Raw genomic sequence first — 16706 nt, 5'->3', positions numbered from 1 at the left:
GTATTCTTCCTGAAGAGTTTAAAAAAAGCAGGGAAATGAGGGATACCTAAAGATTTTTCGCCCTTAAATTGAGAGCTGGTTTTCTGCGCTCTTTTTAAGGGGGGACTTTATATTGTTTTTCACACTATACTCCTAATTTAACAAAACTTGGCACTGTCTCACATTGCCGAATCTGAGCGGCAATGAACTCCTGTGCATCATTCAAAATAATGTGGGGAAACTCACGGTCTTCAAATGTCAGATTAAAACGATAGCTTTCTTCATCTACTTTGACAATATAGTCGTAGGCTTCAAGTGTTTTAACAAAAATATCCGGTCGTTTTTGCTTCACCACATCTTTTTTAGCAAATTTTAGTAAAAATATCGTCATATATTTAAGCGCATAATCCAAGTCAACATCTCCGATAAGTTTAAAGATTTGTTGCTCAAAGGGGGTCAAAACTACACGCTTTTCCACATGATAAAAATAATTGGCTAAATTATTAGCTGTCCGTCCAAAATCAGACGACAAATGCAAGTCAATACCATTTGTCTGATAAGTTAAAGTTTGTTGGATTTGTGAGGCTTGAATTTTTGAAATCAGCGCCGATCCTTCTGCCACAAAAAAGGGTTGATCAAAACTTAGCTGTTGCGGTTCTGTTGTAGGCAAAGTCAAGTCAAAGTCAGCATCAGTAAACACTTGAAATTGATTGGCATAACGTTTATCAACACGTAAAATAAGGCCTGCTTGGACAAAATCTTCAATCTGACGCTCTAAATTTTGTTCAGCTCCAAAGACTGCCTTGATTTTGCGTAGAGTTACATCATCGTGATTGGCCAAAAAATTGATTAAGTTTTGAAAAAATGGTCGCTGGGTTAAGCGATTATGATTGAAAATCTTAATTTGCATCCGAATGCGTTCCTATGTATTCTAAAGCTGAAAATGTCGCTAATTCTTCTGGGTTACTCCCCAACTTGTTCAACGGTACAGCTAGTCCGAGCTTATCAAAATAGGCTTGCCAATAGTCTGAGATAAGATTTTCTCCGTCAGCAAAAGACATGACCGATTCTGGTAGTTTGACCTGATTGGCGAAAGCCGCAACGACCAACTGCGAGCAGTAAAACCCAGCTGTATCTGGATAAAAGCTGTGATTATACGGCTTGCCTAGATGTTTTCTGGCTTCAAGTATCACGGCATGCGCATCAATATCAGGCAATCTAAAGCTGTCAACTTGCGGATGCTCTGATAAAAAATCTGCTAGACTTTCCTCTGTGACACCCTGTTTAGGGGTTGCATGGATGATGGTCGTTTCACTGGTAGCAATGGCAACATGGCTATAAGCACCGGTAGACTCAGAAATAGCAACAGCAAATCCATCTCCATCATTTGAAATTGTTTTGACAAACAGAAGGTCAGCTGATTTTAGTCTTAAGGTCATGCTTTTCATTATACCAAATTTTTTTCAATTTTGTTGTCTTTTCCAAATATAAAAAACACATATAAGAAAGCACGCTCTCGTGTACTTTCTTATAAATCGTAAAACTTGTTTTCTCACTTACGCTCGGAGCAGAGAAGGCTTGCGCCTTTAATTCTTGCTTCCTCGCATAGCTCGGTCGCAAAAAATACGGTTAAAAAAAGCACGCTTTCGCGTACTTTCTTATAAACCGTATTTCTTGCTTTCTCGCTTACGCTCGTCGCAGAGAAATATGGCTTACAAGCCATATTTCTTGTTGAAACGATCCACACGGCCATCGGCTTGTGTGAATTTAGCTTTACCAGTGTAGAATGGATGTGAATCTGATGAGGTTTCCACACGGATTAATGGGTATGTGTTGCCATCTTCCCATTCAACAGTTTCTTTTGAGTTTTTTGTAGAACCGCTCAAGAATTTATAGCCTGTTGACGTATCCATAAATACTACTGGTCCATAATTAGGATGGATGTCTGCTTTCATGTTCGATATTTCCTTTCTGCCTTGGGCTGTTTGCCAGTCCAAAGTAATCAATACTTGTCTATTTTATCAAAGTTAGTGACTATTTTCAAGTCTAAAAATCAATTTTCATCGACTAATTTAATGTCGACACCAAGTGAGGTCATTTTCTCAATGATATTATCATAGCCACGTAAAATAAACTCAACATTTGAGATTTTAGTCTCGCCGTCTGCCATCACACCGGCATTGACTAAAGCTGCACCTGCACGTAAGTCTGTCGCCATAACTTCTGCGCCATGTAAATCATTTGGGGCATGGTAGGTAATTTCCCCGTTATTGGCAACAATATTTGCCCCCATACGTGCCAACTCTGCTGCATGGTTAATCCTTTTTTCATAGATAGTATCAATAACTTTACCACGACCATTGGTCATCAAAAGAAGGGGGGTAATTGGCTGCTGCAAGTCGGTCGCAAACCCTGGATAAGGCACGGTTTTAATGCTGACAGATCTAAGATTTTCTGATTTCAAAACTTCTATCGAATCATCGCGAATAATCATCTGAACGCCCATTTCTTCAAGTTTCGCAATGAAAGACTCCAGATGTTCATAAATCACGTTATTGACGATAACACCATCGCCAAAAGCTGCCGCAAGACTCAAATAAGTCCCCGCTTCAATTCGGTCAGGAATGACCGTATGACGCGCACCGCCCAATTTTTGAACGCCATCAATCCGGATAACATCTGTCCCTGCACCACGGACTTTTGCCCCCATGTTATTAAGCAAGGTCGCAACATCAATAATTTCAGGTTCACGCGCCGCATTTTCAATAATCGTGCGACCTTCAGCCTTAACAGCAGCCAGCATGGTATTAATCGTCGCACCGACTGAAACCATATCCATGAAAATCGTCGCAGCGTGTAAAGTCGCACCATCAGTCGTCAAGTGCATGGCATTTTCCTTAAAGGTCATGCGCGCACCCAGAGCCTCAAACGCCTTGATATGGAGGTCAATTGGGCGCGGTCCTAAATCACAGCCACCCGGCAAACCGACCGTTGCCTCCCCGAATTTGCCTAACAAAGAGCCGTTAAAGTAATATGAGGCACGCAAAGAATTAATCTTACCATAAGGTAGGGGCTTTGATTCAACACCACGCGGATCAATAACAACAATCCCTTCTTCAATATCGCGCTCAATCTTAGCACCCATAATTTCTAAAATCTCAATCAGACTCGCCACATCTGAAATATCTGGCACACCCTCTAATGTTACCACATCATCCGCCAAAATGGTTGCAGGAATCAAGGCAACGACTGAATTTTTAGCACCAGAAATCGTCACTTCGCCTGAAACGCGTTTACCACCATTAATTACTATTTTTCTCATATTATTTTTAAAATCCAATTCTTAAAATTCAAATTCATGCTTGTCTATTTTACCACAAAAAAGCAAATTTATCATCCCGATGAGGCAACAAAAAAATAGGAAATGTTTTCCTACTTTTCAAATCTATTTTCCGACTTATTCAAAGACAAATTGATTATGATAGAGTTCTGCATAGAAACCGTTTGGCACATGCAAGAGTTCTTGGTGACTGCCTTCTTCAATGACAACGCCATCTTTTAGCACGACAATCTTGTCGGCATTGAGAATTGTTTTCAGACGATGGGCGATAACAAACGATGTCCGACCAGCAATCGCTGCTTCCATCGCCCACTGGATTTGTTGCTCAGTTACGGTATCAACGTTTGATGTTGCCTCATCCAAAATCAAAAGTTTTGGATGAGGCAAAATCGTCCGAGCAATCGAAATCTGCTGTTTCTGTCCAGTTGAAAAGACGTTTTCGTCATCATCAACAATGGTCTCATATTTATCAGGGAGACTATCAATAAACTCATGGATATGCGTTGTTTTCGCTGCTGTGATGATTTCTTCATCCGTTGCATCAAAACCAAACTTGATATTATCCTTAATCGTCCCGCTGAACAAGACTGAGTCTTGCAGTACAATCCCAACGCCACGGCGTAGTGAGTCCAAGTCCATATCGCGGATGTCAACGCCGTCAAATTTGATGCTACCATTGTCCACATCATAAAAACGGTTCATCAAGTTCATGATGGTCGTTTTACCTGAACCTGTCGGGCCAACAACGGCGACCATTTGACCTTTTTTGACGTTGATGCTGACATCTTTGAGGATGGGTTTCTCTGGCAAATAGCTAAAGTCAATGTGATCAATCTGGACTTCATCTTTAATCTCGTCGAAAATGATACCATTTTCATGGCGAACTTCTTCTGGTTCATCAAACATTTCTTGTAAGCGACGTGCGCCCGTCACAGCCATTTGAAGTTGTGAAAATGATGACGAAATTTGCATGACGGGCTGGTAATATTGTTGTGAATACTGCACAAACATGACAACCACCCCTAGCGCAGCAGCAGTTGACATTGATTTATCATTAAGGGCAATCATTGAGCCAGCAAAAATGACGATTGCCAGATTGACAAAGCTCATGCCAGTCATAACAGGCATCAACATCCCTGAATAAACTTGACCTTTAAAAGTCGCTTGACGGACTTTGTCATTTTGTTTAACGAAGCCGTCAATAGCATCTTGTTCTAGTCCTTCAACGATGATCACTTTTTGTCCTGAAATTTTCTCATCCATATAAGCATTGAGTTTACCGACTTCATCTTGTTGCAAATCAATATATTTCTTAGCCTGACGAATAATTATCACGACCAGTAAAATGGCAACTGGTGTTGAGGCAATGGTTACCCATGCAAGCGAGACATTTTGACGGAACATCATAATCAAAACGCCGATAAACATGGCAAGCTGTGTCGCAACTTGTGCCAGTGACTGGTTGAGTGAGTTTTGGATATTATCCAAGTCCGAGGTGAAACGGCTGAGGATATCACCATCTTGATGGCGGTCAAAAAATGAAATCGTCAAGCGCTCAAGTTTACCAAATAAACCTTTACGCATAGAGCTTGTTGCATGAGAAACAATCCGACCAAAGAGGACTTGATACATCAGCATGGCAATGGTCATGAAAATATAGGACATGAGTAATTTCCACATGATGCTGAAAAAGACTGTTTTTTCAGGCGTATCTTTGGCTAAGTCAACCAAGGCTGTCACATCCGTTGGCATCCCATTTTTAGTTAATTCGCCAATCATAGCTTGTGGCAACTCTGTCGGAACATGACCGTTAAAGGATGCGACAATTTTTTCAGCACCTTGGTGTTTAAAATATGCTGTGACCCATTCGGCGAGCTGTGTCAGGGCGTCGCCAATAAAGACAGGTACTTTCACCTGTAAATAGGTGGCGATAATAATCGTTAGTGTGATGATGACAAATGAGACTTTGAATTTCTTGAAATAGTTCCAGAAAAACTTAATCGCTTTACTATATTCTTTCATTAATCATCACTTCCTTTCTGTGTTTCATAGATTTCACGGTAAGTCGCATTGTTTTCGACAAGTTCTTTATGCTTTCCGACACCAATGAGTTTACCGGCATCCAAAACAAGAATCTTATCGGCATGGACAACTGATGAAATTTTTTGAGCAATGATAATTTTAGTGGTATTTGGCAGTTCGCCCGCCAAAGCTTCTTGGACTAATTTTTCAGATTTGGCATCTAGTGCTGAGGTTGAGTCATCTAGGATTAAAATCTTAGGCTCCCCAATGACACCTCGGGCAATGGACATCCGTTGTTTTTGACCACCAGAGAAGTTAGTCCCACGTTCTTCAACCGGACTCTCAAAGACATCTGCCATTTTTTCGATGAACTCACGAGCTTGCGAGATGGCACTGGCACGTTTCATATCGTCAACGGTGGCATCAGCTTTACCATGTTTCAAGTTTTGAGCAATCGTGCCCGAGAAGAGCATCGCGCGTTGCAAGACGATTGAGACAGTCTCACGTACCGTTTTTCGGTTTAAGTCACGTAAATCTTGACCACCGATTTTAATAACACCTTCTGTTGGATCAAACAGTCGCGGAATAAGTTGGGCAAGCGTTGATTTCCCTGCGCCTGTCGCCCCAACGACACCGACTGATTCTCCTGCCTTAATGATAAAGGACACATCTTCTAAGGTCGGCGCATCATCGGTTGGATAAGTAAAAGTTACATGGTCGAACTCAAGGTCACCTGTGAGTTCTTGATCAGGGACATCTTTAAAACTCATAGCTGGTTCGGTGTTAATGACTTCGCCAATCCGTTTGAGTGAGATAAAAGCACGTGATGCCATCATCGACATCATACCGCCCATAATAATGGCAAACATGATTTGCATCATGTAAGTCATAAATGAGGCGATACCGGCTAAGTCTTTAGGCTCTTTTTGAACATAAGTTGAGACAAACCAAATCGCCCCAAAAATAGCCAAGTAAGCCGCAAAGGTAAAGGCTGGTATCATAGCAGAAAAAATATAGCTGACAACCAAATTATGCCCAAGCAATTCGTCTGAATTACTATCGAATTTAGTGGCTTGTTCTTTTTCTTGGACGAAAGATTTCACGACACGTGTACCGCGAAGGTTTTCCTTGGCAATGCCGTTAAGTCTATCCATCAAGGTTTGGAAAGCGCCAAAATGTTTGCCCATGCTACCCATAGAAATACCTGTAATCAGGACAATGACGACAACTAAAAGGACGATAATCCACCATAATTTAGGCAAAGTTTGAATGGCTAAAATGAACGACCCGACAAATAAAAGCGGGACACGAAGCAAGATTTGAAATAAAATCATAATCAAGTTCATGACCTGGTTGACATCATTGGTCATACGGACAACAAGGTTGCCAGCATTAAATTTCTCAATATTGGCATAAGAAAAGCTTTGAATTTTTCTAAAAGTCTGTTCCCGCAAGTCTGCTGAGACACCTTGAGCAATCTTAGCTGCAAAAATCGTATTCACCACACCTGCGAGCAAGCCAATCCCTGCGATAATAATCAGCTGAACCCCGTAATCTGTAATTTTCTCTTTATCATTGTTGGAAACAGCCTCGAGAACTTTTGTTAAAATTTGTGGTTGCCAAAGCGTGGTACCAACGACCAAAATGACCATAGCAAGTGAGCCTAGCGCCCAAAACTTGTATTGTTTAATGGCTTTAATAAGCATGTATTTTTCCTTTCTGACTTTCAGTATCAGGCATCTCCATCAAAAATAATCTTTTGCAGAGACACCCACAGTATCCTTTTCATTCTAACATATTCTAGGAAATTTTTCTGTCTTAAGCGTCCAAAATCTGTTATAATAAGAGGATGAAAAATACACGCTATCAAGATTTGAAATTGGCTGAACGTGGCGCCCTCATCAGTATTTGGGCCTATGTCGTCCTTTCTATCCTAAAACTCGTCATTGCCAACACAACGCATTCCGAAAGTTTGCGAGCAGACGGTTTTAATAATATCACAGATATCATGGGGAATATCGCCGTTCTGATTGGGCTGAAAATCGCTCGGCGGCCAGCGGACGATGACCATACCTACGGCCACTGGAAAGTTGAGTCAGTCGCCTCTCTCATCACCAGTTTTATCATGTTCGTCGTTGGCTTCTTCGTCTTGAAAGATACGATTACCGCTATTATTAATAACGAACATACGCCTGTTGATCTATTTGGCTCTATCGTCGGTATCTTCTCAGCTGTTGTCATGTTAGTGATCTACTTTTATAATCGCAATCTCGCAATCAGATCTAAAAGTTCAGGTCTGATGAGTGCAGCAAAAGATAACTTGTCCGATGCCGTATCTTCTATCGCCACCTCTATCGCGATTTTCGCCGCTAGTTTTAATTTGATAATCATTGACCGACTGATGGCAACCATCATCACCATCTTTATCTTCAAAACAGCCTACGACATTTTTGCTGAGGCGGTTTTCAGCCTCTCCGACGGTTTCGATGACTCAAAAATCGATACCTACACGACCGCCATTGCCCAGTTACCTAAAGTCATGGCCGTTAAATTTATCCGAGGAAGGACTTATGGCAGTAACATTTTCCTCGACGTCGTCGTCGAAATGTCGCCTGATCTTTCCGTGTTCGAAAGTCATGAGGCAACGGAAGTGATTGAAAAAGCTCTAAAACAAGATTACGATGTCTTTGATGTGGATGTGCATGTCGAGCCAGCGATATTGCCTGACGAGGAAAGAGATGCTAGTCTGGCATTGATCATTCTAGCCTTAGAAGAAAAAATCCTGAATGGCACAGATGCCAAACTACTCTCTGAACACTTCACAGAAATCCGAGCAGATGGTGTCGAAATTGATAAAGCTCAGAAGCTTTTAGAACAGCATGAACACCTTGCTATCGCTGGTTTCAAGCCAGACCGTATTTCAAAAAAAACATTTGTCATCACCTATCATTATTTTGAAAATGGACAGTTTTTCGCTGTCACTAGCATCTGGCGCAGACAGACAAACTGGTACTGCGAGGCACGCCAGTTGACCTTGATAGCTTAAAATAAAAAAGTGAGCGGAAATGGCTCACTTTTTTATATTAGATTGCTGCACCCACAACTTGTAACGCTTTTTCATAATCTGGCTCATCAGTTATCTCAGCCAAAATTTCTGCATAAATGATTTGTTCGCCTTTGATGACAAAGACACTACGGGCTAAAAGGTTGACCTCAGTCATCACGATACCATAGAGTTGACCAAATTCATTTTGGACATCAGATAAAATCGTCATCTCCACGCCTTCCGCTGCACACCAGTTGGCTTGTTCTTCTTGCGTATTATTGGAAATAGATAAAAAAGCAATGTCTTTGTGGGCTGCTGCCTCTTGATTGAAGCGACGCGTTTGAACCGAGCAGACACTCGTATTGATATCTGGAAAAACACTGACAATAATCGGACTTGCCAGTTTTGACAAAGTCACGATATTGTCGTGCTGGTCTTTTAGGCTGAAATCAGGTGCCTGACCTATTGTCAGTGGGATAATCTCTGAAAATGTTTCACCATTTCTTGTAATAATCATTTGTTCACTCCTTTATTCTCTTTGATTTCATTATAATAAAAAATCGTCTGAGTCTACACTCAAACGACTTACATATTTATTCAAGCACAAAATCTTTTCTGATTTTATACTTGAACAACTATCTTTAGAGACGAGCATTTAATTCAGCACCAAGTGCTTCAAAGCCTGGTTTACCAAGCAAGGCAAACATATTTTTCTTATAGGCTTCAACCCCTGGTTGGTCAAATGGATTGACACCATTGAGGTAGCCAGAAAGACCAATCGCGATTTCAAAGAAGTAGATGAGGTAACCCAGTGTAAACTCATCTTGTTTTTTGATTGTGATGACTGAGTTAGGCACCCCACCGTCTGTGTGGGCAAGCAACACACCTTGGAAGGCTTTTGTATTAACGAAGTCAACATCTTTTCCTTCAAGATAGCCAAGACCATCTAAATCTTCTGCTTCTGCTGGAATATTGATGTTCAATGTTGGTTCTTCAATTTTAATTACTGTTTCAAAGAGGTTACGGCTACCTTCTTGGATAGATTGACCGATTGAGTGCAAGTCTGTTGAGAAGTTAGCTGATGTTGGATAGATGCCTTTGAAGTCTTTACCTTCTGATTCGCCGGCTAATTGCTTCCACCATTCGCTGAAGTATTGAAGTGACGGATCGTAGTTAGCCAAAATTTCAATTGTTTTACCTTTACGGAAAAGAATATTACGCAAGACAGCGTATTGGTAGGCTTCATTGACTTTCAAGTCTGCTGTGCTGTATGCTTCGCGAGCCGCCGCTGCACCATCCATCAAAGCTTGAATATCTGCACCGCTTGCTGCGATTGGCAAGAGACCTACGGGGGTCAAGACTGTAAAACGGCCACCAACAGCATCTGGTACAACAAATGATTCCCAACCTTCAGCATCAGCTTGGACTTTAACCGCACCTTTCGCTTTATCAGTTGTGGCGTAAATCCGTTTGCTAGCTTCTGCTTGGCCATATTTTTTAACTAAAAGTTCTTTGAAAACACGGAAAGCGATAGCGGGTTCTGTCGTTGTCCCTGATTTTGAGATGACATTGACAGAGAAGTCTTTGTCACCGACATAGTCAACTAATTGTGACAAATAAGTTGAAGAAATTGAGTTACCAGCGTACAAAATTTGTGGTGCTTGGCGCTTTTCTTTAGATTCTAAGTTGACAAATGAACTGTTCAAAAAGTCAATCGCTGCTTTTGCACCAAGGTATGAACCACCAATACCAATGACGATTAAAACATCACTGTCAGATTTGATTTTTTCAGCCGATGCCAAGATACGATCAAATTCTGCTTTGTCATAATCTTTAGGTAGATCAATCCAGCCAGTGAAATCCGAACCTTGACCTGAACCATCGCGTAAAGCTGCATCAAAAGCTGTTACTGCTGGTTGTAAGTAGTCAAATTCGTGCTGCGCAACGAATGGTAGAGCTGTTTTGTAATCAAATTTAATGTGTGACATGTTTTCTCCTTATTTGAACTTCAGGCTAACTTCTTAGGAAAATAGATAATTTCTGAACCTGCGCAAGCGCAGAACCACAAATCCCTAATTTTCTACAAAAGTTTGCGACTACGTCGCATCGCTTTCAGTATCATGCTTTAATGAATTGGTGTGGGAACACACGTTTCTCTTAACGCTCATGCGTCAAGTTGATTTTTTAGCGAACTATTATCGTTTTCACTAAAAAAACAATTTGATTCATTTTACCGCTTTTTAGCGATTTTTTCAAGGATTTGTGACTTATTTTTCAAAGATACTGCGTTCATTTACAAGTATCCGCTTTAGCAACAAAAAAACTCATAAAAGGTTCTGATTTTCAATTTTATAGGTGATGTCTTGGTTAGTCAATTCCAATTTCTTCACGAACAACTGCAACAATCGTATCAACATATTCATCTACTTCTTTATCAGTTGGCGCTTCTGCCATCACACGTAATAAAGGTTCTGTCCCACTAGGACGAACAAGAATACGGCCATTATCTGCCATTTTTTCTGTCATTTTAGCAATGATATCCGCAATCGCAGGCACTTCCATTGCTTTAGATTTCATGCTATTTTCAACACGAACATTAACTAATTTTTGAGGATAAATTGTGACTTGCGCTGCCAATTCTGATAGTTTTTTTCCGGTTTCACGCATAACTTTTACAAGTAAAATCGCTGAGGCTTGACCATCACCTGTTGTATTATTATCAAGGTAAATGATGTGACCTGACTGCTCACCACCAAAATTATGACCGTTTTTCTTCATTTCTTCAACGACATAACGGTCACCAACAGCTGTAATCACACTGTTAATCCCTGCTGCTTCCAAGGCTTTATGGAAACCGAGATTAGACATCACAGTCGTCACGACTGTGTCCTGAGCTAATAAGCCCTTCTCATGCAAGTGATTAGCAACGATGAACATAATCTTATCACCATCAACAATCGCCCCTGTCTCATCAACAGCAATCAAGCGGTCACCGTCGCCGTCAAAAGCCAAACCTAAATCTGAATCATTTTCAACAACTGCTTTCGCCAGATTCTCTGGGTGAGTTGAGCCGACGCCTAGATTGATGTTCAGACCGTCAGGTGTTTCACCAATGACATTGAGGTCAGCAGCAAGGTCACTAAAAACTGTACGAGCGCTAGTAAAAGTCGCACCATTGGCTGTATCAAGCGTGATTTTAAAACCGTCAAAACTGCCTTCTGCAGTATTTTTCAAAAATTCATCGTATTTCCGAACGGCTTCAGAATAATCATGTAAGATACCAAGGCCTTGTGCTGAAGGGCGTGGCAAAGTGTCACGTTCAGCATCTAACAAGGCTTCAATTTCGAGTTCTTGACTATCTTCTAACTTAAAGCCATCTGCGCCAAAGAATTTGATACCATTATCCAAGGCAGGATTGTGGCTAGCAGAAATCATGACACCCGCAGATACGCCATCTTTTTTTACAAGATAAGCTACACCTGGTGTCGCAATGATACCAAGGTCATAGACTTCAATCCCAACGCTCAAAAGTCCTGAAATCAACGATGTCCCTAACATTTGACCCGAAATCCGCGTATCACGCGCAACGTAAACTTTTGGTGTGCCATTTTCGTGTTGCGAGAGGACATAGCCGCCGAAACGTCCAAGTTTAAAGGCCATCTCTGGTGTCAATTCAACATTTGCCTCACCACGCACGCCATCAGTTCCAAAATATTTACCCATGTTCTTGTCTCATTTCCAAATTTTTTATGGGTTATCTAGTATAACTCACTTTTAATTTTATCACCATTATAACTTATTTTTTAACGGGTGTCACCGTCACATCAATCACATTAGGTGAAACCGTCACATTATCTTGTGAAAGTGGTACCTTGAGTGTTGTTTCTTTAGTAATATTCGTCACATCAATATTGGCTGTAATACTTGACACATCATCAATGAACTTCTGCTCACCCGAAATATTTGCAGTCTCTTTAGATAATTTGAAGTTGTAATTCGCAAAAGCACTATCTTTTTTACCTGTTATTTTGCCCACTATCGGGACATCTTTGTTAGGCAGTTCAACAGCCACTTTCATATTGACAGACGTTGGGGATAATTTCGCTGGTAACACTTTACCTGCCTTGTCAATGGCTTGTAGGTATACTTTGCCAGTGTAATCATTGTCCAAAATCACATCACTCGGTAAAATGGCTTGCACTTTATCAATCTGTGTGATGACAGAGGCACCAGATGTTACCTTAACTGTATTCTTGTCAATGCTGATATTTTTCACTTGATAGCCTTCTGGCAATAATTTAAGTGAGACGACAGGTGTAATATTAAAAGTCTTTTCTGCTTTTTTCTCCACCGTCACTGAAATGTTGCCTGGATCGACTTGGGCATTGACGCCTGTTGCTAATTCAACCACTCTAACAGGGACTTCGACTGTCCCTTCTTTGACTTTAGTTAAGTCAACAGCCAAATGGAAACTGCGCGTATCTGGTGTTTTTTCAGCATTAAGTCGTACTAAATTGTATGAAGTCAGATAGACATTGGCGCTACCATCAAAGCCCGAGACGAAATATTTATCCTGATTATATTTCAGCTCAATTGGCACATCATATAGCGTTGTTGAATGTGTCTCTGATGCATTGGTGCGATTACTAGAATTTTTCAATAAGACAGCATTGGCATTGAAAAATAGGACAATAGCAAAGAAGAGACTGACCAGAATATAGATAAATTTTGAGGACACGAAGTCTTTATTTTTCATTTCCTTGCCCCCTCTTTGTCTTCAGTTTCTTCAAGAGTTTGTTTTGCTTATTCATTTTGCTAGTATTCTCTAAATTTTTAATCAAAAAATCATGGAATTCACTTTTAGAAAGATCTGTGTAAAATTCTCCATTTTTGGTAATTGACATAGCACCTGTTTCTTCCGAAACAATCAGGGTAATGGCATCTGAGACTTCAGATATCCCTATCCCCGCACGGTGGCGAGTTCCAAATTCTTTAGAAATATTGCCATTTTCGGTCAGAGGTAAGTAGGCTGACGTTACCGCAATCTTATCCTCTTGAATGATGACTGCACCATCATGCAGGGGAGTATTAGGAATAAAAATATTGATGAGTAACTCAGACGAGATATCTGCATCCAGTTTAATGCCCGTTGAGGTGTATTCTTCTAGCGTTTGAGACTGTTCGATGACAATGAGGGCACCGATTCTGCGCTCACTCATGTAGTCAAATGATTTCTCATAGGCTTTAATATAGTTTGACTGTTTTTGTTTGCCATCTGATAGGCTGAAACTGAAAATATTCGTGGTGCGCCCGAGACTTTCCAGACCACGACGAATTTCTGGCTGAAAGACGATAACGGCAGCTATCACACCATAGGTAATGACTTGGTTCAAGAGCCACTCAAATGTGCCTAGACCCAGCCAACCACTGATGATTTTGAGCATGATAAACAAGAGGACACCGCGAACCAATGTCATCAATTTCGTCCCCTGCACACTTCGCAAGGCGCTATAAATCAAAAAGGTAATCAAACTGATATCGACGATGGCGATAAAAAGTCGCCACGGTGTTAGATTTAGCTGAATTATTTCCTGCCAAGACTGCAGGTTAAAAATCTGATTAAAATCATTCATGGTTTCATTTTACCATTTTTGACTTCTTTTATCAGGAAAAAGGGATGATTTGGCTTAAATTTTTAAGGTCACTGTGCTATTTCAAATCAATGCCCAACATAAGTTATTATAAAATTTTTTTTATATAACCTTATGCAATAACTTTTTTCAATACTCAACTTTAGATTTTAGTAAGTCTACTTTGTTTCAGTGTTGCTATAATTAACTTACAAAAATATTTATTTGAGGCCATCAAATGTCAAAAAAACTTGCTATTTCACTTACACTCTTCTCAGCCTTAATCTCCACTAGTTTCATAACAAAAACTGCAAATGCAGATGAACTTACAATTCCAAAATCTGCAGATACAGTTCTAGCTGATACTAATGACCATATCAAGTATATTGATGAAGAAGGCGTTACATTAACTGGAGCAGACGGTAGTCAGCTTGAAGCACCACTTATTGTAGACAGTCAGATTATTTCTAAACATGGTGATGAGATTGAGAGTGTCACAGAGTATACAACGGATCTTTCAGAATCAACAGTAATCGAAGAAGAAGATAATTTTTTAAAATTGAGTTTAGGGTATATTTTTGGTTTAAAGGTTTCCGCACAAGATTTTGAATATGCCACATCACGATGGGATTCAACAGGTAGCGTTGAGATCAGCACTAAAGTCTATTGGACAAAAAGTGGTATTGATGCAAAAGTAACAAAAACTTCAGGTATCTATAAAATTCACGACAATCAAGTCGCTGTCAGAAGTTCATCTTTAAGAGTTTATAGTAATGGACTTCTTGATAATCAAGAAACAAGTTTTAATTTAGGAACTGCAAGTTCATGGAGTAGATCAGTAAATCATCAGTACGTTAAAAGCAATAATTTATCATCAGGTGGGGCTGTTTATTCTGTTAATTTAATTCACGGTAGTTCTAGTTGGGCTGTTAGTTTAGCAAATCAAGCATGGGCATAAAATTGATGAAAAAAATAATTATTTTATCTCTTCTAACTTTCTTCTCTCTCTTTTTACCTGCAACTTTGAAACCCAATCCCGAAACATTTCAACTGGAGTCTGTTAATTATCTTGCGATTCTTGCGGCTAACCCCGCCTCACTCTGCTTAATCTCATTAGCTATCTTTACTGTCATACTTAGTCATACCACATCTAAAAGCTATCGAAAATTAGCACTTGGTTTCTTGATTGGTACCTATCTCCAATTTATCCTAAGTTATCTTAATTGGGATTATCTCGGCACACATTTTTTCAATGTTTACTTGTATGGTTTTTGGATACAGTTTGCTCTTTCTCTACTAATTTTCATTTTACTCTATCAAGCTAGTCAAATTAATAGAACTTCAAAATAAAAACATTATCCAAATTTCGGACGATGTTTTGCTGTTTACATTTATCTCAACTCTCCCATGACAAAATGCCTAAAAAATGGTGTCTTTCTTTTTCAGCTGGTACTGCCTCAAATTTAGCAAGGTAAGTCTCACTGCTCGCTTCTGAACGATCAGCGACTCCCACTAGAAAATCTTGAAGTTGAGAAAAATCAAAGGTTTGCCGATAATTGTTATCTCGTTCAAGCTTAAACAAGGGAATTTGATAGTCTTGAAACCACGTTATTTTAGGATTTTCCAAAGGACTTTCCAGATAAATCAAGCCATCTATCCGCCGAGACAATTTCGCCATATCTGCCGCTACCAACATATGATTGTAACCAAACAAAAGCCTGATATCGTAGTCACGCTTAGGTTGAAACTGATAGAGATTTTCTAAACTATATTTTTCTGTGACAACTCTCAATCCCAGCTGTTCAAACGAGGCAACCATTTGTTTGACAAAATCGCCATCTCTATCCAAACCATTGCACAAAAGCTCAATATTTTTATCAACATTTTTGGTCTCAAGTAGGGTCGCTGACAAATAAGACCGTGCCAAATCCAAGGTGACCAACTCATCTAATAAATCCCTCGCTGCCTCAACACCAGCCATTGTCCCAAAAATTTTCTTGTCAATTAATTTGATGATGATCGGATAGTCCTTTAATATCGCTTGTTTCAAAGGCAATAGATATGCCACTTGCGGCGCAATCAAGATAACGTCAATCAATTGATTAAGCTCGAAAGCATTCTCTGGACTGATGACATCAACTCCACCATAGACTAATAGCAAATCATACTTTTCTCGATAGGTCGTCTCTTTCGCCATGACAGTGTCTAAATGCGTAGCTGTTACTTTTAAGCCAGGATAGGCTGTTTCTAGTACTGTTACCATTCTGATACAAAACAGACTAGATGACATCCCTCCCGCACAACAAATATAGACAAACATTTTTATCTCCTAACCCATTGCTTTTGCGAGCGCTTTCTTCTCTCATTATAACATAACTCTAGACCACTGATAAAGGATAACCATCTACGATTTGATGCCAAACAAAAACATCATTCAGCCATGAACGATGTTTGATGTGTTATTTTCCTACGCGTTTAGCCCCGAGTTTGACAGTTAAAACTAAAAAATACACCCCCAAAAGCTATTATATCAAGGGATATGATAGTTTTTTGCAACTTCATACTTGTTGTAGACGGTTGGTTTTGATATAATATAAATATGGCATTTGTAAAAGTAACTAAAAATCGTGAAGGCACACAATACGTGACAATCGTTGAAGGTTATCGTGACGGCGATAAAGTCAGACAT

Annotated in this window: 15 protein-coding genes; 3 read left to right on the top strand and 12 right to left on the bottom strand. The window is 39.9% G+C overall.

Going from position 1 to position 16706, the window contains the following annotated elements:
* Positions 1–124: 124 nt before the first annotated feature.
* The 6 genes from ACYQ21_RS11625 to ACYQ21_RS11600 all read right to left on the bottom strand — a co-directional run bounded on the left by ACYQ21_RS11625 (position 125) and on the right by ACYQ21_RS11600 (position 7047).
* Entirely contained in the window at positions 125–889 is a 765-nt protein-coding gene (locus tag ACYQ21_RS11625; RefSeq protein WP_460058590.1) for a DUF1803 domain-containing protein, read from the bottom strand.
* Complete coding sequence (locus tag ACYQ21_RS11620; protein ID WP_460058589.1) at positions 879–1418, bottom strand: YiiX/YebB-like N1pC/P60 family cysteine hydrolase; 540 nt, start codon at positions 1416–1418, stop codon at positions 879–881. Before ACYQ21_RS11620 ends, ACYQ21_RS11625 begins: the two co-directional genes overlap by 11 nt.
* 273 nt (positions 1419–1691) lie before the next feature.
* Positions 1692–1934, bottom strand: a complete 243-nt coding sequence (locus ACYQ21_RS11615) for a type B 50S ribosomal protein L31 (protein WP_460058588.1) — start codon at positions 1932–1934, stop codon at positions 1692–1694.
* A gap of 98 nt (positions 1935–2032) precedes the next feature.
* A complete protein-coding gene (locus tag ACYQ21_RS11610) occupies positions 2033–3301 on the bottom strand; it encodes a UDP-N-acetylglucosamine 1-carboxyvinyltransferase (RefSeq protein WP_460058587.1) in 1269 nt (422 codons plus the stop codon).
* Positions 3302–3436: 135 nt separating this feature from the next.
* A complete protein-coding gene (locus ACYQ21_RS11605; RefSeq protein ID WP_460058586.1) occupies positions 3437–5341 on the bottom strand; it encodes an ABC transporter ATP-binding protein in 1905 nt (634 codons plus the stop codon).
* On the bottom strand, positions 5341–7047 hold the full coding sequence (locus ACYQ21_RS11600; protein WP_460058585.1) for an ABC transporter ATP-binding protein: 1707 nt from the start codon (positions 7045–7047) through the stop codon (positions 5341–5343). The genes ACYQ21_RS11605 and ACYQ21_RS11600 overlap by 1 nt, the downstream gene beginning before the upstream one ends.
* Before the next feature lie 143 nt (positions 7048–7190).
* Here ACYQ21_RS11600 and ACYQ21_RS11595 point away from each other — a divergent pair, with 143 nt between their 5' ends.
* Complete coding sequence (locus ACYQ21_RS11595) at positions 7191–8387, top strand: cation diffusion facilitator family transporter (RefSeq protein WP_460058584.1); 1197 nt, start codon at positions 7191–7193, stop codon at positions 8385–8387.
* Positions 8388–8424: 37 nt separating this feature from the next.
* On the opposite strand, the gene ACYQ21_RS11590 is transcribed toward ACYQ21_RS11595, so the two are convergent.
* The 5 genes from ACYQ21_RS11590 to cdaA form a co-directional block, all read right to left on the bottom strand.
* Positions 8425–8904 carry a thiol peroxidase gene (locus ACYQ21_RS11590; protein WP_460058583.1) on the bottom strand — a complete coding sequence of 160 codons (480 nt, stop codon included), beginning with the start codon at positions 8902–8904 and terminating at the stop codon, positions 8425–8427.
* Positions 8905–9028: 124 nt separating this feature from the next.
* Positions 9029–10375 carry a glucose-6-phosphate isomerase gene (locus ACYQ21_RS11585; protein ID WP_460058582.1) on the bottom strand — a complete coding sequence of 449 codons (1347 nt, stop codon included), beginning with the start codon at positions 10373–10375 and terminating at the stop codon, positions 9029–9031.
* 379 nt (positions 10376–10754) lie between these two features.
* The gene (glmM, locus tag ACYQ21_RS11580; protein ID WP_460058581.1) at positions 10755–12110 is read right to left on the bottom strand and encodes a phosphoglucosamine mutase; all 1356 of its coding nucleotides are present in this window, start codon (positions 12108–12110) and stop codon (positions 10755–10757) included.
* 73 nt (positions 12111–12183) lie between these two features.
* Complete coding sequence (locus tag ACYQ21_RS11575; protein WP_460058580.1) at positions 12184–13143, bottom strand: CdaR family protein; 960 nt, start codon at positions 13141–13143, stop codon at positions 12184–12186.
* Complete coding sequence (gene cdaA, locus ACYQ21_RS11570; protein ID WP_460058579.1) at positions 13133–14020, bottom strand: diadenylate cyclase CdaA; 888 nt, start codon at positions 14018–14020, stop codon at positions 13133–13135. The genes ACYQ21_RS11575 and cdaA overlap by 11 nt, the downstream gene beginning before the upstream one ends.
* Positions 14021–14255: 235 nt before the next feature.
* On the opposite strand from cdaA, the gene ACYQ21_RS11565 reads away from it, so the two are divergent.
* On the top strand, positions 14256–14975 hold the full coding sequence (locus tag ACYQ21_RS11565; RefSeq protein ID WP_460058578.1) for a hypothetical protein: 720 nt from the start codon (positions 14256–14258) through the stop codon (positions 14973–14975).
* A 5-nt stretch (positions 14976–14980) separates the two neighbouring features.
* Positions 14981–15367, top strand: coding sequence for a hypothetical protein (locus ACYQ21_RS11560; RefSeq protein WP_460058577.1), 387 nt, complete (start codon positions 14981–14983; stop codon positions 15365–15367).
* 46 nt (positions 15368–15413) lie between these two features.
* Here ACYQ21_RS11560 and ACYQ21_RS11555 read toward each other — a convergent pair whose 3' ends face one another.
* Positions 15414–16337, bottom strand: coding sequence for a hypothetical protein (locus ACYQ21_RS11555; RefSeq protein WP_460058576.1), 924 nt, complete (start codon positions 16335–16337; stop codon positions 15414–15416).
* Between the last annotated feature and the right edge of the window lie 369 nt (positions 16338–16706).

Source organism: Pseudolactococcus yaeyamensis, from assembly GCF_054658615.1.
Note: the sequence above shows the minus strand (reverse complement) of the source record. Positions and strands in the feature narration are given on the sequence as shown.